This window comes from Tamilnaduibacter salinus (assembly GCF_003096655.1).
Lineage (GTDB): Bacteria > Pseudomonadota > Gammaproteobacteria > Pseudomonadales > Oleiphilaceae > Tamilnaduibacter > Tamilnaduibacter salinus.
In genome coordinates, this window is sequence record NZ_QEKQ01000004.1 from 174,307 (window position 1) to 199,220 (window position 24,914).

At 63.3% G+C, this 24,914-nt stretch carries 18 protein-coding genes; 11 read left to right on the plus strand and 7 right to left on the minus strand.

Annotation, left to right across the window (positions count from 1 at the left end):
- Positions 1-9: 9 nt before the first annotated feature.
- Together C8D92_RS07615 and C8D92_RS07620 are read right to left on the minus strand one after the other, a co-directional pair.
- Entirely contained in the window at positions 10-765 is a 756-nt protein-coding gene (locus tag C8D92_RS07615; RefSeq protein ID WP_116918962.1) for a LytR/AlgR family response regulator transcription factor, read from the minus strand.
- The gene (locus C8D92_RS07620; protein ID WP_095611487.1) at positions 762-1,832 is read right to left on the minus strand and encodes a sensor histidine kinase; all 1,071 of its coding nucleotides are present in this window, start codon (positions 1,830-1,832) and stop codon (positions 762-764) included. The genes C8D92_RS07615 and C8D92_RS07620 overlap by 4 nt, the downstream gene beginning before the upstream one ends.
- 72 nt (positions 1,833-1,904) lie before the next feature.
- Between C8D92_RS07620 and argH the strand changes: the two genes are divergently transcribed.
- Positions 1,905-3,302: an argininosuccinate lyase gene (gene argH / locus C8D92_RS07625; protein WP_207775142.1), complete on the plus strand. Its 1,398-nt coding sequence runs from the start codon at positions 1,905-1,907 to the stop codon at positions 3,300-3,302.
- 32 nt (positions 3,303-3,334) lie between these two features.
- On the opposite strand, the gene C8D92_RS07630 is transcribed toward argH, so the two are convergent.
- The gene (locus tag C8D92_RS07630; RefSeq protein WP_243402400.1) at positions 3,335-5,800 is read right to left on the minus strand and encodes an EAL domain-containing protein; all 2,466 of its coding nucleotides are present in this window, start codon (positions 5,798-5,800) and stop codon (positions 3,335-3,337) included.
- 96 nt (positions 5,801-5,896) lie between these two features.
- Here C8D92_RS07630 and C8D92_RS07635 point away from each other — a divergent pair, with 96 nt between their 5' ends.
- From C8D92_RS07635 to C8D92_RS07670, 8 genes are all read left to right on the plus strand, one after another.
- A complete protein-coding gene (locus C8D92_RS07635; RefSeq protein ID WP_116918965.1) occupies positions 5,897-8,743 on the plus strand; it encodes a class I adenylate cyclase in 2,847 nt (948 codons plus the stop codon).
- Between the two features lie 37 nt (positions 8,744-8,780).
- Positions 8,781-8,936 (plus strand): LPS translocon maturation chaperone LptM, encoded by a 156-nt coding sequence (gene lptM / locus C8D92_RS07640; RefSeq protein WP_116918966.1) that lies wholly within the window; start codon positions 8,781-8,783, stop codon positions 8,934-8,936.
- 26 nt (positions 8,937-8,962) lie between these two features.
- The gene (lysA, locus tag C8D92_RS07645) at positions 8,963-10,213 is read left to right on the plus strand and encodes a diaminopimelate decarboxylase (RefSeq protein WP_116918967.1); all 1,251 of its coding nucleotides are present in this window, start codon (positions 8,963-8,965) and stop codon (positions 10,211-10,213) included.
- A 6-nt stretch (positions 10,214-10,219) separates the two neighbouring features.
- Positions 10,220-11,182 (plus strand): diaminopimelate epimerase, encoded by a 963-nt coding sequence (gene dapF / locus C8D92_RS07650; RefSeq protein ID WP_116918968.1) that lies wholly within the window; start codon positions 10,220-10,222, stop codon positions 11,180-11,182.
- A 28-nt stretch (positions 11,183-11,210) separates the two neighbouring features.
- On the plus strand, positions 11,211-11,960 hold the full coding sequence (locus C8D92_RS07655) for a DUF484 family protein (protein ID WP_095611494.1): 750 nt from the start codon (positions 11,211-11,213) through the stop codon (positions 11,958-11,960).
- 41 nt (positions 11,961-12,001) lie between these two features.
- A complete protein-coding gene (gene xerC / locus C8D92_RS07660; protein WP_116919048.1) occupies positions 12,002-12,898 on the plus strand; it encodes a tyrosine recombinase XerC in 897 nt (298 codons plus the stop codon).
- Between the two features lie 63 nt (positions 12,899-12,961).
- On the plus strand, positions 12,962-14,641 hold the full coding sequence (locus C8D92_RS07665; protein WP_116918969.1) for a sensor domain-containing diguanylate cyclase: 1,680 nt from the start codon (positions 12,962-12,964) through the stop codon (positions 14,639-14,641).
- 44 nt (positions 14,642-14,685) lie between these two features.
- On the plus strand, positions 14,686-17,808 hold the full coding sequence (locus C8D92_RS07670; RefSeq protein WP_116918970.1) for a transporter substrate-binding domain-containing protein: 3,123 nt from the start codon (positions 14,686-14,688) through the stop codon (positions 17,806-17,808).
- A gap of 1 nt (position 17,809) precedes the next feature.
- On the opposite strand, the gene C8D92_RS07675 is transcribed toward C8D92_RS07670, so the two are convergent.
- The gene (locus C8D92_RS07675; protein WP_165819250.1) at positions 17,810-18,181 is read right to left on the minus strand and encodes a hypothetical protein; all 372 of its coding nucleotides are present in this window, start codon (positions 18,179-18,181) and stop codon (positions 17,810-17,812) included.
- 202 nt (positions 18,182-18,383) lie between these two features.
- Between C8D92_RS07675 and C8D92_RS07680 the strand changes: the two genes are divergently transcribed.
- Both C8D92_RS07680 and C8D92_RS07685 read left to right on the plus strand, forming a co-directional pair.
- Complete coding sequence (locus C8D92_RS07680; protein WP_116918971.1) at positions 18,384-18,998, plus strand: hypothetical protein; 615 nt, start codon at positions 18,384-18,386, stop codon at positions 18,996-18,998.
- A gap of 2 nt (positions 18,999-19,000) precedes the next feature.
- Positions 19,001-21,250 (plus strand): patatin-like phospholipase family protein, encoded by a 2,250-nt coding sequence (locus C8D92_RS07685; RefSeq protein ID WP_243402401.1) that lies wholly within the window; start codon positions 19,001-19,003, stop codon positions 21,248-21,250.
- 39 nt (positions 21,251-21,289) lie between these two features.
- On the opposite strand, the gene C8D92_RS07690 is transcribed toward C8D92_RS07685, so the two are convergent.
- The 3 genes from C8D92_RS07690 to C8D92_RS07700 all read right to left on the minus strand — a co-directional run bounded on the left by C8D92_RS07690 (position 21,290) and on the right by C8D92_RS07700 (position 24,745).
- Positions 21,290-21,970, minus strand: coding sequence for a GntR family transcriptional regulator (locus tag C8D92_RS07690; RefSeq protein WP_116918972.1), 681 nt, complete (start codon positions 21,968-21,970; stop codon positions 21,290-21,292).
- Positions 21,971-22,277: 307 nt separating this feature from the next.
- Complete coding sequence (cls, locus tag C8D92_RS07695; RefSeq protein WP_423837073.1) at positions 22,278-23,708, minus strand: cardiolipin synthase; 1,431 nt, start codon at positions 23,706-23,708, stop codon at positions 22,278-22,280.
- On the minus strand, positions 23,705-24,745 hold the full coding sequence (locus tag C8D92_RS07700) for an AraC family transcriptional regulator (RefSeq protein WP_116918973.1): 1,041 nt from the start codon (positions 24,743-24,745) through the stop codon (positions 23,705-23,707). The genes cls and C8D92_RS07700 overlap by 4 nt, the downstream gene beginning before the upstream one ends.
- Between the last annotated feature and the right edge of the window lie 169 nt (positions 24,746-24,914).

A 24,914-nucleotide genomic window follows, 5' to 3' on the forward strand; every position in this document is an offset into this window, starting at 1 on the left:
CGACACACACTAACGCGATTGGGAGCGCTTGTCCTGTCTTTCAATCCATTCGCGCACGTGTGGCTGGTGGCGTCGGCTGACCTGCAATGGCGTCTCGATTGGGCGGAGTTTGAGGAGCGCCTGGCCGTTGCCCGACCGCGTCAGACCCTGAATGTGGCGGGTACCGGCGAGCGTATGGCGGTGGATGCGGAGAAAGTGGTCGGGATAGGCTTGTTCCAGCTCCTTGAGGGTGAAATCCGTGACCGTCTCCCCCTGATCGTGGTGCAGCGTCACGCATTTCTGATCGGCTTCGCAGAAGTAGATCCGGGGCAGGTCGATCAGTTCGGTACCCCGATGGGTGCGGACGGTGATCTGTTCCGGCTCGGTCCGTGCGCTCTCCTGCAGTGCCCGGATCTGGACCCGGTTGAGATGCCCCGCCCGGCCCAGTGCCGATTCCAGGTGTTCGCGTCGGACCGGTTTGAGGAGGTAATCCACCGCCTGGGCCCGGAACGCATCGATGGCGTACTCATCATAGGCGGTGCAGAAGATGATCGCGGGTGGATGGTCCAGGCGGTTGATGGTGTCGGCGGCCTCCAGGCCATCGAGCCCTGGCATACGGATGTCCAGAAGCAGGATATCTGGCGAGGCGTCGGCAATGGCCTTCAGTACATCGTCACCATCGCCCGCCTCCGCGCAGACCTCGTAACCGGGCAGTTCTTCGGCCAGTCGCCGCAGGCGTTCGCGAGCCAGCGGCTCGTCGTCGGCAATCAGCAGTCGCTGGGTCATGTGGCAGTCTCCGATACCGTCCGCCAGGGCAGGCGCAGCGTGACGGTGTATTCGCCGTCGCCCTGACTGTGCTTGAGCACAGATTCCTCTCCCATGATCGCCACCAGCCGGGCCCGAGTGTTCTCCAGTGCAATGCGGTTACCCCGGTGCCGTGCCTGGCGGTCGTCCGGCGCCGGGTTACGGACCATCAGGTACACATAGTGCCCCCGGCGCAGGCTCTCGATAGTGATGGTGCCACCGTTGGGCCGTGGCTGCACACCGTGATAGATGGCGTTCTCGACCAGTGGCTGAAGCGTCAGCGGGGGAATCGCCTGGCGCGCCAGGGTGTCATCCAGTTCCCAGTGAACGGTCAGCCGATCTCCGAGGCGCAGCGACTCGATGGCCAGATACCGGTCACACAGCGCCAGTTCATCGGCGAGTGGAATCAGGCGGTCCTGGGTGCGAAGACTGGCGCGGAACAGTTCGGAAAGGTCCAGTACCGCATCCTCCGCCCGCTCCGGCCGGGTGGTGATGAGGCTGGCGATGGTGTTCATGCTGTTGAACAGAAAATGGGGGTGAATGCGTGCCTGCAGGGCGGTGACCCGCGAGCGCATTTCGGCCTGTTTCTGCAGGCGCCACTGGTGCTGAAGATAGAAATACCGCAGAGTCATCAGGGTGATGATCAGCGCGGCCAGCACATTGCGGCCGATGGCCTCGGGGCGCGCCGGCGCACCGGGGGACAGCAGCCAGTCGGACAGCAGCGAAAAGGCAAGCACATCGGCCAGCACCACGCCGGTCACGATGATCGACACGCCGGGTGTCGAGAAGCGCTGGAGCCAGGGTCGCAGAGCGCAGATCAGCGCGGCGCTGGTCAGCACCGTCCATTGCACGAACAGCGACACCAGCCCAAAGTACGCCCAGTCGATCCACCCCTGACTGGCGTGAACAATGGCCAGCAGCAGCACCAGCAGTTCGGTGGTCAGCAGCAACAGGAATACCGCTCGCACCCGGCACAGGTCGGGGACGAAAAACTCCGTCTCAAGGGCCAATGGGTCAGAGGGGCGGGTGGGTTGTGACTTCCGGGTCATGCGGCATCCTCGGTGTCGCGGGGTGTTACAATGTTGGCCGTTTTTTTGGCAACCCAGCAGGAACGGCACACCATGAGCGACCAGAATAGCAGCTCGGAGAAACCCTGGGGCGGACGCTTCAGTGAACCCACGGATGCCTTCGTGGAGCGTTTCACCGCCTCGATCGGCTTTGATCAACGCCTTTACCACCACGACATCACCGGCTCCATTGCCCACGCCACCATGCTGGCCAGGGTGGGGGTGCTGACCGATGAGGAGTGCGATCAGATCATCGAAGGGCTCAAGGCGGTTCGGGCCGACATTGAGGCCGGGGATTTCGACTGGTCGGTCAGCCTTGAGGATGTGCACATGAATATCGAGGCCAAACTGACCGAGCGGATTGGCATCACGGGCAAGAAACTGCACACCGGTCGCAGTCGAAACGACCAGATCGCGACCGATATCCGGCTGTATCTGCGCGATGAGATCGACACCACCCACGCGGAGCTGTTGCGCCTGCGTCGGGGGCTGGTGGATCTGGCCGAACGGGAAGCCGATACCATCATGCCGGGCTTTACCCACCTCCAGACGGCGCAGCCGGTGACGTTTGGTCACCACCTGCTGGCGTGGTACGAAATGCTCGCCCGGGACACCGAACGGCTGCTGGACTGTCGTCGCCGGGTGAACGTCATGCCGCTGGGTGCCGCTGCGCTGGCGGGGACGACCTATCCGATTGACCGGTCCATTACCGCCGATCTGCTCGGGTTTGAACGGCCCTCGGACAACTCGCTGGACTCGGTCAGCGATCGGGATTTCGCCATTGAGTTCACCAGTTTTGCATCCCTGCTGATGACGCACCTGTCGCGGTTCAGCGAAGAGCTGGTGCTCTGGACGTCGGCGCAGTTTGATTTCATCGACCTGCCGGACCGGTTCTGTACCGGTTCGTCCATTATGCCGCAGAAAAAGAATCCGGATGTGCCGGAGCTGGTGCGCGGCAAGGTCGGCCGGGTGAACGGCCATCTCATCAGTCTGCTGACCCTGATGAAGTCCCAGCCGTTGGCCTATAACAAGGACAATCAGGAAGACAAGGAGCCGCTGTTCGATACCGTCGACACAGTCAAAGGGTCACTGAGGGCCTATGCGGACATGGTGCCGGCGATTGAGGCCAAGGCGGAGAACATGCGTCATGCCGCCAAGCAGGGCTTCTCCACGGCCACCGATCTGGCGGATTATCTGGTGCGCCAGGGCGTGGCGTTCCGGGATGCTCACGAGATCGTTGGCAAGGCCGTTGCCTACGGTATCGAGCAGGACAAGGACCTGTCGGACATGACTCTGGACGAACTCACGCCGTTCTCCGACGCCATTGGTGAGGATGTTTTCGACGTGCTGACGCTGGAAGGGTCGGTGGAAGCCCGCAATCATCGCGGTGGTACGGCGCCAAGTCAGGTCCGGGCCGCTGCCCGGCGCGCACGGCAGGCCATGGGCGACTGACCGCTCATGACAGTGAATGCCCCATCAGCATATCAGCCGGACGGGGCGCTATTGGTCCGCTGGCGCCGGCCCTCCCCGGGGCCACCCGGGTGAACCGGTGCCAGGTCCGAGATGGGACGGGGTGGCGCCAGCCGGTAGCCCTGGCCAAAGTGAATGCCCATCGTGCGCATCCGCCTGAGGGTGTCATCACTTTCGATGAACGGCGCAACGGTGGTCTTGCCGGCGGTTTCGGCGATACGGTGCAGTGCATCCACCATCACCTGTTGCACCGGGTCGTTGTCGACCCCCCGCATGATGCTCTCATCCAGCTTGATCACATCCACCGGCAGGCGTGCCGCCAGGGAATAGCTCTGTACGGATGCGCCGGCACCATCCAGTGCCACCCGGCAGCCGATCTCGTGCATGGCATCACAAAACAGGGTGACCGCATCCGGGTATTGGGTGGCGTCACCTTCCCGGACCTCGAAACAGAAGCACTCAGGCGCGAATCGCAACGGTGACAGCGACTCTCTTACAAAGGTTGGGAAGCTGTCGTCGAGCACGCTGGCCAGGGACAGGTTGAAACAGCAGGTCTTCAGGCGTGGTTCCAGAAGAGGTTGGTCGGTGAGCCAGTCCATGGTTTTGCCGATGACGCGCCGGTCGATGTCACGGGCCAGGTCAAACCGTTCAGCCACCGGCAGAAAGTCGTTGGGTAGCCAGGGCTCGTCGCTGCCGTCGTCCAGTCGGGCCAGAACCTCGACATGCTCGCCCCAGGTGGCACTGGCAATCGGCCTCATGGACTGGATCATCAGTCCGATCCGGTTTTCCCGCACGCAGGCCTGGAGGCTGGCCAGCCGCTGTTGCGCCTCGCTTTCTGGCAGCGCCACGCCGCCATGCTGGTGGACATGAATGCGGTCCCGTCCCGCATCCTTGGCCGTCTGGCAGAGATCGGCGGCGAGTGCCAGCAGCTCGTCGGCGCTGGAGGTGGGCTCCGCACCGCTGAACGGCACCAGACCGCCACTGGCGCTGGTGTGCAGCTCTTCACCCTGCCACTCAAACCGGAAGTCTCGGATCTGGATGAGCAGATTGTCCGCGACCCGCCTCACTTCTTCACGCCGGCACCGGTCGAGAATCACCGCGAATTTGTCGCCGGCCACCCGGGCCAGGGTGTCGCGCTGACGGATACAGCCGCTGAGCATGCCGGTCAGCTCTCGCAGGTAGCGGTCGCAGGCGCCAGCGCCCGCTGTGTCGTTAAAGCGGCTGACGTGGTCGAGGTCGATGTACAACAGGGCATGGCTGGGGCCGTCGCTCGCTTGCTGTTCCAGGGCGCGTTTGAGGCGCCTGAGCAGTTCCCGCCGGTTCAACAGGCCGGTCATGGGGTCGTGGCGGTTCATGTAGTCGACGCTGTCGCTCACACTGCGTTGGTCGCTGATGTCCCGGGCCAGATGAAGAGCGCCGAGCACATGGCCGTGTCGGTCATGCAGGCGCTGATAGCGGAACTCGTACACCGGCAGATTCTCAGTGTTCCGGGACAGCGGCATTTCCACCGTAAACTGTTCCCGTTCCATGGCCCGTTCCCACAGCCGCTGCGCCAGGCGCCGTTCATTGGGGAAGTCGGTCAGCAGCTCGTTCAGGCTGGTGCCCGGGTGGGGGCGCAGGCCGAATGTCTCCTCGAACCGGTCGGCCATGCGCTGGTTAACGGCCAGTACCTGCATGGACGGGTCCACGGCCATCAACAGGTCGTCGGTGACTGCCATCATGCCGTGGAGGATCTGTTCGGCCTCGGTTCGCGCTGCCCGTTGACTGAGTCGTTCCGAGAGATCGACGAGGGTGCCCGCCACGGCCGTGATCCGTTCGCCGGTATAGAGCGCCCGCCCGGTCAGCCGGACCGGGCGCAGGCGCTGCCGGTCTGTGAGGATGTCGAGATCACAGGAAAAGTCCCGGCCCGCACGGACACAGCGACGGAACAGCGCCCGGACGCGCTGCTGCTGGTCCTGGAAGTAGTACAGGGCATGCTCGGGGACGATCGGGGTGCCTGGGCGCAGGTCGAACAGTCGGTAAAGACCATCGGACCATGTGATCCGGTTGCTCTGCACATCGAGTTGCCAGACGCCGAGCTGACCGGCGCCTTCCGCCACGTTGAGCAGTCGCGGATCGAGTGGGGTGTTGCCGCGCGGCGTGATGGTGGCCTGGACCGGTTCGTCGGCATCGCCCACGGCCACCCGGACCGTGACCAGCGCCGTGAAGTAGAACCCTTCCTTGTGTCGGAGGGTCAGGCGTACTGACTGGCCATCATCGAAGCGATCCTCGTGGACGGGGTTGAGGGGGTCGTCCTCGCCGCTGGCGGCCAGAACGCTGAGGCGTTGTCCGGTGAGCTCCTGCGGGTCGAAGCCACAGACTGCGTCCGAATGGGCGTCTACGTACTGAACGATACCGTCGTCGTCGATCCGCACCAGGGTGCGTCGAGCGTGTCCGGCGTCGGCATCCGGGCGCTGGCGGCTGATGTACAGTTCTTTCACTGGTGTCGTCCCGCCTCTGGCGATTTGCTGATTATCCGCCATGATACGGATAATGATATCGCGAAACAGCGACCTGTTTGGGATTTCGGAGTCACCATGACCACGGCCGCCGCCATTGAACTGGATTTCGACGAGGGTATTGACCGCAAGACCCTGCGGCAGCTCTGTGACCGGTTTCTGGCGGTCAATGAGGCGCGCCTGGAGCGCACCCGCACGGCGCTGGGCCCCCGTCAGCGTGTCGTCCCGGACCTGTTGCCTCTGGTCTTCCATCTCAACCATCCCGCCCTGCCCGGATACCTGGACGGCCACTGCCCGCAGGGCATCGCTCACTACGAGCCATCCCGGGCCGTGCTGCATGCGGCCCGGCGTGAAGCCCGCTCGTTCCGGATGCGGTCGTCGGGGCGTCGCGCCGCCGATATCGAAGGGCTGTTCTTCATGGGTAGCCCGGGCAGTCTCGGACATTCTGTGGCAAGCGATCTGGACGTCTGGCTCTGCCATCGCCCCGACCTTTCAGGCACGGATGTGCGCCGGCTGGAGCGGAAGGCGGAGGCGGTGTCGGTGTGGGCAGCCCGTCTCGGTGTCGAGCTCAATATTTTCGTGTTCACGGCCGAGGCGTTCCGTCGCGGTCGCCAGGAAGCAGCGGTGACGGGCGAGAACTGCGGTAGCGCACAGCACTTTCTGCTGCTGGACGAATTCTATCGGACCGGGGTGTATCTGGCCGGTTGCTATCCACTGTGGTGGCTGATTCCTTCCGAATTCGAGGCCCGATACAAAGCGTTGGCACGGCAACTTTACGAGTACCGGTTTATCCGCGCGGACCGGTTCATCGACTTTGGGCCGGTCCCGCGCATCCCGGCGGCGGAGTTTCTCGGCGCGGGGGTCTGGCAGCTGTACAAGGGCATTGATTCCCCCTGGAAGTCGATCCTCAAACTGTTATTGATCGAGTGCTACGCCCGGGACCGTCAGGGCGGGCTGCTCTCGCTCCAGTTCAAGTCGCTGATCTTCATGGGTGTGACGGATCCGGACCGGCTGGATCCCTATGTCCTGCTTTATGAGCGGCTGGCGAGCTGGCTTGATACTATTGCCGCGCCCCGGCGTCTGGATCTGGTCCGTCGGGCACTGTACCTGAAAAGTGGTGTGCCTCTGTCGCGGCTGGAAAGCGTCGGGGCGCACTGGCAGGGGCGACTGCTCCAGTCCCTGGTAGCGCACTGGGGGTGGGATGAGGCCGATGTCCGGGATCTGGACAATCGCCAGGCCTGGCAGGCCAGTGATGTGCAGGCTCTGCGCCGGCGTGTGGTGTCGGAGCTGACCCACAGCTACCGCTTTCTTTCCCGGCTGGCGCGCCATCACTCGGTTCATGCGGCAATCCGGCCGGAGGACATGCAGAGGCTGGGCCGCAAACTGTATGCCGCCTTCCAGCGAAAGGCGGGCAAGGTGGAGCGGATCAATCCCAACCTGGCGCCCTCGCTGGCGGAAGAGAACCTCTCGTTCCATCACCGTAGTGCGCAACCGGGTACCGGGCTGGGGTGGACGCTGTACCGCGACCTGGATCAGCCGTCCGATGTCACCTGGCAGGCGCCCATACGACGGACGGCCAACCTGGTTGAGCTGATGGTCTGGAGTCATTACAACGGCCTGCTGACGCGGGGGACGCGACTCAATCTGCAGGCCGGTCGCAGCGGCGTGACCCTCGCTGCCCTGCGGGGCATCAGCGAAACCCTGTTCAGCCGGTTGCCGGTGCCGTCGGGGCCGGCGTCCGGGGAGGCGCTGATGGAGCGCCCTCGGTTGCTGACGGTGTTGTTGTTCGTCAATGTCGCCGAAGACCCTCAATCCCATCTGCGCAGCCAAGGACTCCACAAACTGAGCAGTCGTCACGATTCCCTGGATTTCAGTGCCACTCATGACAATCTGGTGATGGCGCTGGACCAGGTCACCCTCAACAGCTGGCATGAGCTCAGCGTTCACCGGTACGAGGCTGGCGACGTCCTGGTGCAGTGCCTCAAGAACCTGCTTGCGGCGCGAGTGATCGCACCGGCCCATGAGCCGGAGCTGACGGTCGATTGCCAGACGCCCGGTCATGGCTCGGCAATTGAGTCGCGTCTGCGCCAGTTGTTCGCCGATGTCCAGAAACATTTCTTTGCTGGCGGTCGTGGGCCCCATCCACTGCGTTACATCATTGAAATGGGGCAGCGTTTCTTTCTGCTGCACTTCAATAACGATCAGCCGGCGTTTGCGACGCTGGAGTCGCCGGCCGCGTTACTGGACTATCTGGAGAAGCCTCAGTCCCGTTTTATTCCTGTGGTCCCGGACCGCTACGCGCTGGATGATAATCCAGCGCTGCGCAAGGTCCTGCTGGCCGCGCAGCCCGATAACATCCAGGTGTTCTTTCGCCAGACCGATACCCGGGTGGATGTCTGGGTTGTGGACGAGCTCGGATCGCTCAGCCACTGGCAGCAGCCGCCGTCCTCACGGAACCAGGCCATGTCGCCGTTGCTGCGGTTCCTGGCCAATCTTTCCGAACGCCGCCAGTTGCGCCGTGCACTGACTGAAGAAGCGGCCGATCTGTCCATTGCATGCCGCGAACTGGTGTATGCCCGTGGAGAATGGCGTACCGAAGACCGCTCGCGCCTTTGGGATGAGCAGCCTCTGGATGGCTTTGAGGTGATGGCCATGGGCGTTCAGGAAGGGGATGAGCCCCTGCAGTTTGATCTGTTCTGTGAGGAGCAGGAGTTCTCCGTGCTTGAGTATGGCGATCAGCTCATTCCGGCTGTGGCGCACTACATCCGTTCCCGTCGCTCCAGCGGCGCACGCTATCCGGTGTACCTGACCGACCTGCACCTGCCCCATGATCTTGATCCGTATGCCTACCGTCACGACCTGCAGACCTGTCAGTACCTGCATTACCGCAACCGCATTCAGGCAGCGCTGAATAGTGCGCTCTGATACAATGTTGCCTTTCGCACCGGTCGTGATCCGCGCTATGACTCGCCGAACGATACTGCTCCTGACGATCCTGTTGACGGTGCTGGCCGGTTGTGGCCAGAAAGGGCCGCTATACCAGCCGGAGCCGGCGGCCAGCGAGCCGCATGCCGTCGACGGCGATGCCCGGAGTGACGACGCCGACGACGATCGCTGAGAACGTTTTCAGAGACAGGATTTTGCATGGAACCATTCAACTATCGGGATGGCGTTCTGTACGCCGAAGAGGTGCCCGTGCCGGACATTGTCCGTGAGCATGGCACACCGGCCTACATATACTCCCGCGCCGCGCTGACGACACGCTATCGCGCCTACGATGATGCGCTGTCGGATTTCCCGCACCTGGTCTGCTACGCGGTCAAGGCCAACAGCAACATTGGTGTGCTGTCGGCTCTGGCCCGTCTGGGTGCCGGGTTCGACATTGTCTCGGTGGGCGAGCTGGAGCGCGTGCTGCGGGCCGGAGGTGAGCCGTCCCGGGTGGTCTTCTCGGGCGTGGGCAAGCAGGCCCATGAGATGCGCCGGGCGCTGTCGGTCGGTGTGCGCTGCTTCAACGTGGAATCGGAGGCCGAGCTGGTCCTGCTCAACGACGTTGCCGGCGAATTGGGCACGCAGGCACCGGTCTCGATCCGCGTGAACCCGGATGTGGACGCCGGTACCCATCCCTATATCTCCACGGGGCTGCGTGAAAACAAGTTCGGCATCGCCATCGACGACGCCCGTCGCGTCTACCGGGAGGCAGCCGCGATGCCCCACCTGCGCCTGGATGGGGTGGATTGCCACATTGGTTCTCAGCTCACCAGTCTGGCCCCGTTCATGGACACCCTCGATCGCGTGCTGCTGCTGGTGGACCAGCTGGAAGAGGACGGCATTTCCCTGTGCCATATCGACATGGGCGGCGGTCTCGGCGTCGTGTACGACCAGGAGACACCACCGGACGCCGGTGACTATATGGCCGCGCTGCGCGAGCGTCTCGGTGACCGCGCCCTGGAGCTGATTCTGGAGCCCGGACGTTCCATCGCCGCCAACGCGGGCATTCTGGTGACGCGGGTGGACTTCCTGAAGTCCACAGAGGCCCGGGATTTCGCCATCATCGATGCCGCCATGAACGACATGCTGCGTCCGGCGCTCTACGATGCCTGGCAGGCCATTGACCCGGTCGCCCTCCGCGACGATGTTGAAGAAAAAGACTGGGACCTGGTCGGCCCGGTCTGCGAGACCGGCGACTTTCTCGGCAAGCAGCGCCGTCTGCGCCTTAAGGCGGGCGACCTCCTTGCGGTCCGCTCAGCCGGTGCCTACGGTTTTGTCATGAGTTCCAACTACAACAGCCGGAATCGTCCCCCGGAAGTCCTGGTGGATGGCGATCGGGTGCATCTGGTGCGCCGTCGGGAAACCCTTGAGGACCAGATGGGCCCTGAATGCGTATTGCCGGAGTAGTGTTGTATGAGTGATTCCCGGCGTCGAGGCGGTGTGCTGCATTTCACCAAGATGCACGGTCTGGGCAATGACTTCATGGTGATTGATGCGATCAGCCAGCCGTTCCAGTTGCCGCCCGAGCGTATCCGAGAGCTGTCGGACCGCCACTTCGGGATTGGTTTCGATCAGGTACTGGTGGTGGAGCCCCCCGGCCGACCGGATGTGGACTTTGACTACCGCATTTTCAATGCGGACGGTTCGGAGGTAGAGCAGTGCGGCAACGGTGCCCGCTGCTTCGCGCGTTTCGTCCGTGAGCAGCGTCTGACGAACAAGGACCGTATCCGGGTGCAGACACGGGCTGGAGTGATTGAGCTGGACGTGCAGCGCGACGGCTGGGTGACGGTCAACATGGGTGTGCCGTCGTTCGAGCCCGGCACCATCCCGTTCAAGGCGGCTGAGCCGGCCGTCACGCATACGCTGGAGGTCGACGGTCAGGCGGTGACGGTCAGTGTCGTTTCCATGGGGAATCCGCATGCCGTTCTGCTCGTTGACTCGCTCGAGACGGCCCCGGTCGAAACGCTGGGGCCTGCCCTTGAGGGGCATCCGGCGTTCCCCGAACGGGCCAACATCGGCTTTCTCGAGGTCCAGGACCGTCGTCACGCCCGCCTGCGTGTGTACGAGCGGGGGGCCGGTGAAACGCTCGCGTGTGGCAGTGGTGCCTGTGCCGCGTTGGTGGCCGGTATCCGCCAGGGGCGTCTGGACGCTGAGGCGCGTCTGGAACTGCGAGGCGGGCCGCTGAGCCTGTCATGGCAGGGGGAAGGGGCCCCTGTTATGATGACGGGGCCGACGGCACGGGTGTTTGATGGGCGCCTGAGCGTGCCCGGTGCCAAAGCGGGCAAGCCAGCCAAAAGCGCACGTGGCGGTCGTCGGCGGCGCGGGTCCCGCGGGCGCCAGCGCCACGCCGGTCGCCGCCGTGGCGAACAATCATAAGAACTGGATGTATCAGGAGGTTAACGGGATGACGGACCAGGCAGCGACGAACCCATCCGAGGCAGTGACCGAAACGGATGTGGTCGCGTACCTGAAAGACAACCCGGACTTTTTCCTGCATCAGGATGAACTGCTGAGAAGTCTGACGCTCCCGCACGACAGTGGTCGGGCCATCTCGCTGGTCGAGCGCCAGGTCCATCTGTTCCGCGAGCAACGCGACACCCTGCGCCGGGAACTCGGCGAGCTGATCGACATTGCCCGCCACAACGACCGCCTCTTCGAGAAAAGCAAGCAACTGCTCATGCAGGTGATTGAGGCCCGCACCCTCACCGAAGTGGCCTCCGTGCTGGATGACTGCATCCGCAATGATTTCGGTCTGGATGCCACCAGTCTGGTGATCCTCGATGAGCGGGCCGGTGAGCCGACGCCCGATGGGGCACTGCTCCGGGTCCAGCCTGAGCGGGCGCGTGAGCGGTTCAGCGGTCTGCTGGAAGGTCAGCGCGCTGTCTGCGGCCAGTTCCGCGACGATCAGCGCGAATTCCTGTTCCCCGAGCGCGACACGCCGGTTGCCTCCGTCGCCCTTGTGCCGCTGCGCCATCAGTCGCTGATCGGTCTGCTCGCTATTGGCAGCCATGAAACGGGCTATTTTGACGAGAGCATGGGCTCGCTGTTCCTGACCTACATCAGCGATACCCTCAGTCGCCTGTTGCCGCCGTTGATCAGCCGTCATGATCGAGCCGGCCGGATCGCCGCGCCCGTCACCGGGACCGGGCAGTAACGGGGGCTGGCGTGGGCTCAGCGGAGGCGCTTCCCGACCGCCTGCAGGCGCCGCTTGATGCGTTTCTCCGTCATCTTGTCTCGGAACGGCGACAGTCTGAACGCACCTGCGACCATTACCAGAGAGACCTGAAGCGGTTTGCACAGAGTCTGCTGAACGGTGGCGAGAGTGACTGGTCGCGGGTGGATGCGCCCCTGGTACGGCGCCATGCCGCTGAGCTGGCTCGCAGCGGCCTGACCGGGCGCAGTGTGGCCCGGCACCTGTCGGCGATCCGGCGTTTCTACCGTTATCTGATTCGCGAAGGCATGGCGACGGACAATCCGGCGCTCGACATCCGTCCGCCGAAGTCGCCGCGACGTCTGCCACGAGTGGCCGATGTGGATCAGTTGTCGCAGTTGCTTGATGACGGCTCGGACGACCCGCTCGATGTTCGGGACAAGGCGATGTTCGAGCTGATCTATTCGTCGGGACTGCGTCTGGCGGAGCTGGTGGCACTCGATTGTCATCAGAATATCGTTGGCGAAGGTGAAGTGCGGGTCATCGGCAAGGGGGGGAAGGAGCGCCTGTCGCCAGTGGGTCGGGCAGCACGCGAGGCCTTGTCCGCCTGGTATTCCGTCCGTCCCCAGTGGGCGGCGGAGGGCGAGGCGGCCCTGTTCGTCAGTCAGCGGGGGCGCCGCATCAGCCGCCGTAGCGTCCAGGACCGGCTGGCTCGCTGGGGGGTCCGTTCAGGGGCAGATCAGCGGCTGCATCCGCACTTGTTGCGCCACTCCTTCGCCAGCCACCTGCTGGAGTCCAGTGGCGACCTGCGTGCGGTTCAGGAGCTGCTCGGGCATGCCGACATCGCCACAACCCAGATCTATACTCATCTGGATTTTCAGCATCTGGCCCGGGTCTATGACGACGCGCATCCCCGGGCTCGTCGACGCCGCAAGCCGTGAATCGGCTACGCTGGTAAGCAATCGTCATCAGAGGGCGTCAGCGGAAATGGGGGCAGGGGGATCATGACATCCAGTGACTCATGGAAGGACCAGTTTCTGGACGCAAGCGAGCGTCTGGAACTGGAACAAAGCGAGCGTCGGGATGAGCGCTTTGCGCTGCAGCGCCTGCTGGTGCGCACGAGCCTGGCTGCGGAGGGGCAGGGCCCGGATCTTGATGAGCAGCTTGGTGAGTTGCGCGAGTTAATGCGCTCCAACGATGTTGATCTTGCCGCGTTGAAGTCGATCCAGAGTCGCCTTGATCAGTTGCTCGATGAGCTGGACGCCGATCGGCAACGTTCCGAGAGGGCACTGGGCAGCGCCCTCGCGACTCTGATGGACATCGTTCGTCGACAGGCCCGCCAGGCGGGCATGAAAGATGAGTTCAAGTCGTTGGAGCGTTGCCTGCCCACTGGACGGGAGCGCGGCGTCCAGCTCGCCGGATGGTTGGAGTGCTTCGGGCGCCTGCTCCAGAGGCTTCAGGATCAATCCCCCCGAGATCCGGGGCCGCTCAAGAGGTGGTTTGGAGTCGGTCATGGCTCGCGGGGAAAAGAGGGACAGGAGACTGACGACGCTGAGCAGGCCGAGCCTCAACCTCATGCTTCGAATGACATGACCGAACTGTCGGATGGTGAGGCTGAGGAATCTCTGGATCAGCGGTTGCGGATCGCCCGGCGGGTGTGTGAACTGCTCGACCATGTGCTGGATCAGGTCGTCCTGCCAGCCCGGGCGCATGCCCGGGCGAGTCACCTGCGCGAGCGCCTGGAGTCGGCTGCTGAGTGGGAGGACCTGCGCGAAGCGCTCAATGAGGTCGCCGATCTTGTTATCGCGGCGGTCAGCCGGAGTCAGACGGAGTTCGAGGCGTTCCTGCGTCGGTTGGATGACCGACTGGCCATGCTGAAAGAAGACTGCGACGCACAAGCTGAGGCGACCAATGACCGCCGGTCAGATGCTGAAGCGCTGGATCTTGATGTCGCGGAGCAGTTGGATGCGATGGGCAGCCTGGTAAAAACGACCGATGACATGTCCGAGCTGAAGCGATCCGTGAACGACCGGGTTCAGGCGATTGCCGGCGCGTTCCGTGACTTTCGGTCCCGGGAGACGGAACGGGAGAAGCGGTTGGAGGCAAAGCTCGCGACGATGCGTGAAAAGCTGGCGGGTATGGAAGTCTACTCCGAAGAAATGAAGCGCCGTCTCCAGGAAGAGCGTCGCCGGGCGCTGACTGATGCACTCACCGACTTGCCAAACCGGGAGTCCTGGCAGGAACGCTTCGAGTTCGAATTTGAGCGCTGGCAGCGATACCGAAACCCAGTGGTTCTGGCAATGCTCGACATCGATCACTTCAAGCAGGTGAATGATAACTGGGGCCATAAAGCGGGTGATCGAGTGATTCAGCTGGTTGCGCGGACCATTCGTCAGCGCCTGCGCAGCACCGATTTCGTGGCGCGTTATGGCGGAGAGGAGTTTGTTCTGCTGCTTCCCCAGACGACGCTTGAAGACGGCTGCCGTGTTCTGGATAGCCTCCGTGAATACGTTGCGGAGTTGCCCTTTCATTTTCAGCGGACACCGGTCCGGGTTACGTTTTCGGCCGGCTTGATCGATTTTGCAGCAGGCGGCTCTCCCGATAGCCTTTTTGACCGGGCCGATCAGGCCCTCTACGAGGCCAAGGAAGCAGGACGGAACCGAATCAGGGTGGCTGGTTCGTGACAATAGGGTCCCGTTTTGTTGGTTTGTTGCTGTGTCTTTTGTCCATGCAGACACTGGCGGAGCCGCCAATTGCCAACCAGCGCGCGGTCCTGGGAGCGGATGACCTGCTTTACCTCGATCGTCGGGATCATCTGAAGATTGGCGTTCCCACCCGCCAGCAGCCGCTTTCCTGGCTGCGCCGGGATGGCACCATGGCCGGCGCTCTGCCGGACTACGCCCGGCTGCTGGGTGAAAAACTCGATATACGGATCGAGCTGGTGCCGGGCGAGACCCTGGCCCAGGAAGCCGCCCTGCGTGTTGGTCAGCTCGACGCACTGATCTCGGTGCGCGGCCCGGGGGCACCGGGCACCACGCTACGCTGGTCCAACCCGCTGATGCCCATTCGCTATGGCCTGTTTGCCGATCAGCAGAATGCCGCGGTCCGGTCGTTGTCGGATCTGGAGAAAAAGCGGGTGGCGCTGATCACCGGCGACGATTATCAGTACGACCTGTTGGAACCCGTGGACACATTCAGTCCGGTGCCGGTGCGGACGGTTCGCGCCGGCATTGGCCGTATCCGGATCGAAGCGGCGGATGCCCTGATCGCTCCCATGCCAATCGTTATGGATTATCTGTCCTCGTCGGGCGTCACGGGCATTGGCCCTGTGCAGGTGTTTGATGGCCGTCCAGCGGACGCGCTGCTGGCGTTCGAACCCAACAACGTTCGCCTGCAGCGCATCATCAACTCTGCCATCGCCGCCATTGAGGCCGAGGAAGGCCGGGAAATCCGCCGGCGTTGGCTGGGCGCGTTGGATCAGGGCACGGATCAACCCGCCAAGCCGATGCTCACGAACACCGAGCGGTCGTGGTTGCGGCGCAATCCGGACCTGCGTATCGCCTTCCGCAGCGACTGGCCGCCCTTCGAATACTGGAAGGATGATCGGGCGACTGGACTGGTGCCGGATCTGACCACGGCCCTTTCCGAAAATCTGGAGATCCGGTTCGACCGGCGTACTCTCGAGGACTGGTCTGATGCCGAGCGCATGCTGGAAGAGGGCGAAGTGGACATCCTGCCGGGGTTGCCCCGAACGCCCCGGCGCGAAGACCGGTTCCGTTTCACCCGCTCCTACCTGACCCTGCCGATCGCGCTTGTGATCCGTGATGATGGGCGCTTCATCGGAGACCTGCGTGAACTGCAGGATGAGCGTGTCGGGGTCGTGCGCCAGCATGCGTCCCACGAATACCTGCTGATCAACCACCCGGAGCTGAATCTGTTCCCGGTGGAGTCGGTCCGGGATGGTCTGCTGAATCTCTCCAACGGGGATATTGATGTCATGGTGACGCACATTCCGGCGGTCAGTGACACTGTCGCCAAGCTTGGTCTTTCCAACCTGCGCATCACCAGTATTACCCCCTATGAGTACGAAATGCGGATGGCGGTGCGCTCGAAGGACCGCACGCTGCTGCAGATCCTCAACAAGGGACTGGCCGGCATCTCCGGCGAGACGATGGATGCGATCCAGAACCGCTGGATTCATCTGGACCGTGAGCAGGGCATGGACTATACGGTGGTCCGCCGGGTGGTGCTCATTGCGGTGCTGGTGGTGCTGATCTTCCTGTACTGGAACCGCAAGCTGTCCCGCGAAGTGGACGAACGGATTCGTTCCGAGAACGCACTGCGCCTGAGTGAGGACGAGCTGCGTGAGGCCAAACAGCGAGCGGAGGCGTTGGCCCGGGAAGCGGAGTCCGCCAGCCGTGCCAAGAGCGAGTTCCTGGCGAACATGTCCCACGAGATCCGTACCCCCATGAATGCGGTCATGGGCTACAGTGAGCTGCTTGAGGGCAGTGTCACCGACACCCGCCAGCGTGGTTATATTGAGTCCATCAAGGCCGGCAGCCGGAGTCTGCTGACCCTGATCAACGACATTCTCGACCTATCACGCATCGAAGCCGGCAAGATGAAGCTGGAGTTCGGTCCACTCGATCTCCAGCGGCTGCTGGAGGACGTTCGGCGGATTTTCGACATGCGTGCCCGGGCCAAGGGGCTGAACCTGACGGTTTCGGTCGAAGAGGGCATGCCTGCGGCAATGGTTCTGGATGAGACCCGAGTGCGTCAGGTGTTGTTCAATCTGGTGGGAAATGCCATCAAGTTCACTGCCAGCGGGGAGGTCGGTGTCACGGCCCGTACCGAGCAACCGGCCAATGGGAACGAGAGCGATGGCTGTCGGCTGGTGATCGATGTCCGTGACACGGGCATCGGTATTCCCGACGACCAGCAGAACCGGATCTTCGACGCCTTTGAACAGCAGGAGGGCCAGAGCAATCGTCAATACGGCGGCACCGGCCTCGGTCTGGCCATCAGTCGCAAGCTGGCGCGAATGATGGGCGGTGAACTCAGTGTGGAGAGCACGCCCGGTGAAGGGGCCTGCTTCCGCCTCACCCTGCATGACGTGGAAACGTCCTCCGCCGGCCCTGATAGTCAGCTGGATGATGCGCCGGTGCTGCGCTTTTCGGACGCACAGGTTCTGGTGGTGGACGATAATCGCATCAATCGCCAGCTGGTTCGTGACATGCTTGAGCCGGCTGGTCTGGTGGTGCTGGAAGCGTCGGATGGGGGCGAGGCCCTGTCCCGGGTCCGCAGCGACCGGCCGGACCTGGTGCTTATGGACATCCGCATGCCGGTGATGGATGGATTCACCTGCCGTGCCGCGATGCGCCAGGACCCGGAGCTGGCGGACATTCCGGTGGTCGCCCTGACCGCGTCGGTAATGCCTGGCGACGCCGGCCGTATCCGCGAGAGCGGGTTTGACGGCTTCTTACAGAAACCGGTCAGTCGTCAGGTCCTGCTTGACGAGCTGGCCCGGTTCCTGGATCACGAGCGGGAGGATGTGGTGACCGACGACTCCGGGACGGAGACCGACTCGCCACAACCGGTCACGGATGCCACCGAACGACGCCAGCTCCGCAATCGCATGGACGAGGCGTTCCGCCAGCGCTGGGGGGACGTCCGGGGCAGCGGTGACCCGGAGCAATTACAGGGCTTTGCCGATGACCTGAGGGCCTGGGCGCAGCGGGAGCAGGTCGCGGAAGTGATCCGCTACGCGGACAAGCTGCTGGAGGACATTGAGGCGTTTGATCTGGACGGAGTCCATGAGCGCCTGGAGCGGTACCCGGAATTACTGGCGTGAATTACAGACAGTCGTACTGACTCTTGCGGTCGAATGCCACGGATACCATGTCGTACCCCCTGCGGGTCAGGCGCTGCATCAGGTCGCGGTCGCGCAGCATGGTCATGCAGATGGTGTGGACCCGCGCCTGCCGGGCTTCATGGCCGGGGTTCTGATCGAAGCGGAAGTCCACGATCAGGAACTTGCGCTCCAGAGCGGATGCGGCCGGGACGTCCTCCCGGCTGACACTGGTGTGACCGATGTAGTCGGGGCCCTGCTGACTGAACAGTGAGCCCATCAGTATATCGATGTTTTGCGCCTGGGCGGGTGAGGCCAGCGCCATGGTCAGCGCCACGGCGGCCACCAGGTCTGACAACGGGCGGGGAAGGACCATTGTTCCCGACTCCCTGTTCTCTGTAACGGAGTGTGACAGTGTGTTACGGCGGATTATGGCAGACAGAGGCGGCCGGGACATGGGGGGCGGGCGTTATTTTGCATTTGTTTGCAGATGACAACGACTGAACCACCGTGTCCCCAGCCCACCGGTCCTTTGCTACCATGGATATGGTCGGAGATGATCAGGGTGGGCACGAACGATGTATCAACTTGTCTTTGAGGGCGAATGCACTCCGGGCACGGATCGCCAGACCGCCCGGTCCAACGCCATGGCGCTGTTCAAGGCGAGCATCGATCAGGTTGATCGCATGTTTAGCGGCCAGCGCGTGGTGATCCGTAACAAGCTCGACGAAGCCCAGGCCGAAAAGTACCGTGCGGTGCTCGAAAAGCATGGCATGGTTGCCCGCGTTGAGGCGATGGGCGCCACGGCGCCGCCACCCGCTCGCCCGGCACCCTCGTCCGAGCCTTCCAGCCCCGAGCCGACGCCCCGGCCATCCGAGCCGCCGACCGCTGAAACCGCGTCGGACCGCGATGATGCGGTGCCGGTCGAGCCCGGCGACCGGCTGCCGGTCGCTGGTGAGCGGGTAGAGTCGATTCTCTCCGGCTCGTCCCTGCGCGTCGACCAGGCCCATGAGCGGCTGACCGAGACGCATGAGGAAGAGCCGCCGATGTTCGAGCATCTTGACGACTGGACCATTGCCCCGGCTGGCACCACCCTGACTGAGTCCCGCGAAGACATTCCGCCGGTCGTACCGGACATCTCCCATCTGTCACTGGTCGAGCAACCCGACGACGAGTCACGGGACGACGTCTGATCGTGCGGTCTGCTCCGGCCCGCCAGTCAGGGCATGGGCGGCGTTGCGCCCGGCTGATCACCCTGTTGCTGATTGTCGTTGCCGGGCCGCTTATGGCGGCGCCCAATCCCGCATCCGAGCGTCCAACCGTCGCGCTGGTGCTGTCGGGCGGCGGTGCCAAGGGCATGGCACACGTCGGGGTGCTGCGTGTCCTTGAAGAAATGCGCATTCCCGTGGATATCGTGGTGGGGACCAGCGCCGGGTCGGCCGTGGCGGCATTGTACGCTCAGGGGATGGCCGTTCCAGAGATTGAGGAGCGGTTCATTGAGATGGACTGGCTCTCCAGCTTTCGCGACAGCCCGGGGCGTGCCTACCGACCGGTGCGCCGTAAGCAGAACGACTGGCGTTATCCGATCAGTCCGGGCGTTGGCGTGGGTCTGGACGGATTGCGGGTCGGTCGTGGTCTGGTGGCTGGCCAGAATCTGGGGTTCATTCTCAATGAGCTGACGCGCGACGCCGCCCTGGTCCGGGATTTTGATGCGCTACCGGTTCGCTTCCGGGCCGTGGCGACCGATCTCGAGACGGGCGAGGCCGTGGTGATGGGGGAAGGGGCGCTGTCCGAAGCGATCCGGGCAAGCATGAGCATCCCCGGTGTCTACGCTCCGGTCTCCCGGGATGGACGATTGTTGGTGGACGGCGGCATTGCCAACAATCTTCCGGTCAGTGTCGCCCAGGAAATGGGGGCCGACCGGATCATCGCCATTGATATCAGCGACGCGCTTGCTGATCGCCGCACCCTGACCGGCGCCTTTTCGATTGTTGGTCAGCTCACCACCCTGATGACCCGGCGCAACATGGACGATCAGATCCAGCGACTTGATGACGACGACCTGTTGATCCAGCCGGATCTGGGATCACTCGGGTCCGCCGATTTCTACAGCGCGGCGGCGATCATTGAGGCGGGAGCCACGGCCACGCGCCGCTATGCGGTGGACCTGCAGTCGCTGCGTGTCGACGACGTCCTCTGGCAGCGTTATCAGAAACGCCGCTCGACGACCCGTTTTCAGCCGGGCGTCATCACGGAGGTCCGTGTCCGGGATCAGTCCCGCCTGTCCACCCGGTTTCTCCGATCCCGGATTCACCAGCCTCTCGGGCAACCGCTGGATGTGCCCGCGCTACAGGACGATCTTCGCCGCATCTACGGGTTGGGATACTACGAGACGGTGGCCTACCAGCTCGAACCTACCCCCGAAGGGACGGCGCTGGTCATCGATGTGACGGAGAAGAGCTGGGGTCCGAACTACCTGCGGTTCGGGCTGGGGTACGAGGACAACTTCCGCAACGATACCCGTTTCAACGTGGCTGCCGCGCTCCAGATGACCGAGCTCAACGATCTGGGCGGGGAGTGGCACACCGGTGTCCAGCTGGGCACCGAGCCGCGGGTGAGAAGCCAGTGGTTCCAGCCGCTGGATTTCGGGTACCGTCGGTTTGTCGTGGCGGGGGCGGAATACGAGCAGGAGAGTTATACCGTGTTCGGGACGCAGGGCCAGCAGCAGGCGGAAGTGGAAGTCTCCCGTCAGCAGGTGGATCTGGCCTTCGGTCTGGAACTGGCGAATACGGCGGAGGCGCGGGCAGGCCTGCAGCGGGGTTATGCCCGCGTTGATAACGTGGTTGGACAGGCCAACCTGACCGACGAGCGGATCGATCAGGGCAGTTGGTCTCTGGAGCTGACCGTTGATTCACTGGACGATCCGTTCATGCCGGCGTCCGGTCACTACCTGGGGGTGAAGGGCCGTTTCGAGCGCCCCGGTCTGGGCGGTGAGCGTGATTTCGACCGGGCGGCATTGCTGGCGGCGAGAGCGATCAGCCTTGGGCACTACACGGCGGTCGGCAAAGCATTTGGCAGCGTTGTTACCCGCGGTGAGGCGGGCGTTGAGAACACGATCTCACTGGGTGGGCTGCGTCGGTTGTCGGCATACGCCCGCGGTGCAATCACCGGTCGCGACGCCGCATTGGCGTCTCTCTACGGATACCGTCGCTTCGGCGGTCCCTTTATTCCGTTCTTCGCCGGGTTGGGCTACGAAACGGGCAATGCCTGGTCCGACATCCGGGACGCACGGGGCAATGACCTGATTCACTCCTGGAATGCGTTTGCGGGGGTCGACACCTTTCTGGGCCCGGTGCAGGTGTCCACGGCCTATGCCGACAAAGAGCACTGGTCGGTGTTCCTGAATGTGGGCTACTCGTTGGAAAGCCTGTTCCGCGACCTTTGAACCCCCCCTGTGTCTGCACCCGATCGGTCCGGCGTCGTCTCAGGCAACGGGCTCGGGTTGGGCCGCGCCGATGGCGTCCAGGACCTGATTCCGTTGCTGGGTCGCGTAGCGGTGAAGAATGCGGATGACCGCCTCTTCATCGCGCTGTTTGACGGCGTCGATTGAGTCGCGCATGTGGGTCAGGTTGTCGGCCAGCACCTGTTGGTTGGAGTGTCGGAACGCCTCGAAGGCGCAGCGCCGGGCAGATGGCCAGAGATCACGCAGTGCTTCGAGAATGAAGTAGTTGTCGGCGTACACCAGTGAGGCCTGGGCGTATTGCATTCCCAGATCCAGGAAGCCGGTGAGGTCGCCCTGACGGTAACAGTCGCTCATACGCTCGTAGAGCGATTCGATTTTTTCCATATCCGCCGGCTGCCATTGGTGTGCCAGTTTCCGGCTGGTATGCCCGAGGATCAGTTCCAGGGTTTCGTAAAGGCTGGTCACGAAGAACGCGTCCAGTTCTTTGACGAAGGCGCCTTTTCGCGGAACATTGCGGACCAGGTGGCGACGTTCGAGCAACAACAGCGCTTCGCGCACCGAGCCATGGCTGACTTCCAGCTCCCGGGCCATGGTGGTTTCGTAGATGCGTTCGCCGGAGCGTAACTGACCAAACACGATCAGATCATCAAGATGACGGGCCACCTGCTCGGTCAGGGTTTCACTGGGCTTGAAGGGTTTCATCGCCGTCGGGTCGCTCTCCGGTGACTGGAACCCTGAGATACTCTCACATTCGGCGGAGCAGCGCCTATTGCCCGGATGACGGGGCCTCCGAACACGATTGCCAGAAAGAGGGGACGTGGGTCACTGAAAAACACCGAAACAGTCAGAAAGTTTTAAAGTGGGTGGATCAGGCGCACCCTACCTTCAGACCTTCAGACCTTCAGACCTTCAGACCTTCAGACCTTCAGACCTTCAGACCTACGAGCCCATTTTTCTGTTTCGCCCGAAGGGCGTTTCCGTGCTTTCGGTGTTTTTCCGTGGCAAATCCCTACAGAATCGGCGCCAATAACCGCACCGCCCGGCAGGTCAGCCGGAATGGCAGGGATCGGCGGCGGTAGTCGGCGGTGGTCATGGGGCGGCAGTGGACAAGGTCGGCTTCCAGCATGCCGCGCACGGCGTCCACGAAGGTGGCGTCGGTGGACACGGCCGTCACCTCGAAGTTCAGCCGCAGGGAGCGGTTGTCCAGATTGGCGGTGCCCACGGCCGCGTAGCGATCATCCACCAGTGCCACCTTCTGGTGGAGAAAGCCGGGCTGGTAGCTGTACAGGGCGATGCCCGCCTGCCCGGCCTGCTCAAGGTAGGAGTAGACTGCCAGCCTGATCAGCCAGTGGTCCGGGTTCTGGGGAATCAGGATGCGCACATCCACGCCGCGCAGTGCCGCCAGTTGCAGGGCATTGACGATCTGCAGGTCGGGCACGAAATAGGGCGAGCTGATCCAGATCCGTTCCCGGGCGTTGTTGATACAGTTCAGGAAGAACAGTGTGCAGGTTTCGAAGCTATCCGCCGGCCCGCTTGGCAGAATCAGCATGTCCTGATCGCCCCGTGTCGAGGGCTCCACGGACCAGTGCAGTACCGGCAGATCGCCGGCGGCCCAGTACCAATCCTCGACGAAGGTCAGCTGCAGGCCTGCCACGGCCGGCCCCTCGACCCGGCAGTGCGTGTCCCGCCAGGGGGCCAGATTCGAGGCCTCGCCGAGGTACTCGTCTCCCAGATTGATGCCTCCCACGAACCCGACGCGACCGTCGCAGACCAGCAGCTTGCGGTGGTTGCGGAAGTTGATCTGGAAGCGCCATTGTCGCCGGTTGCCGTCCCCGAAGGCACAGACCCGGGCACCGGCACCGCTTAGTTCACGGGTGTAGTGACGGGACAGGCCAACGCTGCCGATCTCGTCGTAGATGAAAAACACCTGCACGCCCTCGGCCAGTTTGCGTTTGAGAATGGACTTGATGCGTCGGCCAACCCGGTCGGAACGGACGATGTAGAATTCCAGCAGGATGTAGTCCCGGGCATTTTCCATGGCGTCGAACAGCGCTTCGAAGGTCTCGACGCCATCGCGCAGCAGGGTCGCGTGGTTGCCGCGGGTGAATGGCTGACGGGCGAGGGCGCTGAGGACCTTCAGGTCCGGGCTGTCACCAAAGGCCTCCGGCGGGATGACCGCGTCGCTGTCATCGAACACGCCCAGCAGATGGTTGAGTGCCTCGTCCCCGGAACGGCGGGCCCGGACGTATCCGGCAAAACGGTTGCGCCCGAACAGCAGGAACAGCGGCAGCGTCAGAATCGGGAATGCCAGCAGCGCCACGATCCAGCTGATCGCCCCCTGGGCGGTCCGGTAGTTGAGCAGGATCTGCCCGATGCACAGCAGGGTGATGCCATACAGCGCCGCCAGTATCAGGCCGATCCAGCTTCCGTCGATGATCATGACCCCTCCGTATCGGCCCGGTGGCGTTCCCGGTATCGGGCAGGGGATTCGCCGGTCCAGCGCTTGAAGGCCCGACTGAAGGCGCTCAGCTCCGAGAAACCGAGCAGGAAGGCAATTTCGCCCAGTGCGTAGCGGTCGTCCCCGACGTAGCGCAGGGCCCGCTCCTGCCGGACCTGCTCCACCAGGTCATGGAAACTCAGCCCTTCTTTTTTAAGGCGCCGGTACAGGGTCTGGCGGCTCATATGGAGCTGGCGGGCGAGCGTGTCGGCATCCATGCGCTCGCTCGCCAGTTGTCGTGCGATCAGACGGCGTACCTTGCGTGAGAAGCGCCGTCGTGACTGGATTCGGGACAGCAGTGAATTGACCTGTTTCAAGACCGCTGAATAGACATAGGGGTTGCGGTGCGGCAGTGGGCGGTTGAGATAGCGCACGTCAAACGCCAGTTCCATCGCTGGCGCGCCGAATTCCACCGGGCACTGCAACAGCTCGTGATACGCGCCGGCATAGTCCGGCGCCGGGTGGGCGATGCGGACCCGAGCGATGTCGAGTGGCACCTGCATGAAGTGCTGCGTGCGGCTGATGGTGGACGCGAGGGTGCGATCCATGTCCTGTCGGGAGTAGTGGTGAGGTTCGTCCACGGTCCAGATCAGGATGGCGAGTTCATCGGTCTGTTCCAGTCGCAGCGACACCGATTCGTTGATCAGGCGGTGCAGCCGGACATACTGGGTCGCGGCGGCCCCCAGCGTGTCGGCGTTGAAGAAAACATGACCGGCCAGCCCCATGCGGTCGGTATCGGCGGTGGCGCCGGCGTGGAGTCCGATGGCCGGGTCACCCGTCACGGCCTCGGCGTGATCCCAGAGCTGATAATGGCGGGAGGCGGCAATCCGATGATCGGGGTCGTCCAGGCTGGCGAGCGGCTGCCCCAGGATGGCCTCGACGCGGGGAACGTCAAGGCAATCCTGTTCGCGGAGATAATGGATCAGGCCCAGCGTGCTGGAGGCGGCAACCCGGGGTTCCGCGCTGGTGACATTGTTCATGGGGCGTGTGCCTTGAAACTGTTACGTACGGTCAAATCACTGGTACGGCCTGTCAAGGGTCTCTTCGGCCTCCCCGGTTAGCATAGTGGGCACTGATACGCTGAGAAGAAGCCGGAGGTGCCATGATGATGGATGAGGTGTTCGTTCCGCATGACGAACTGGAGCGGCA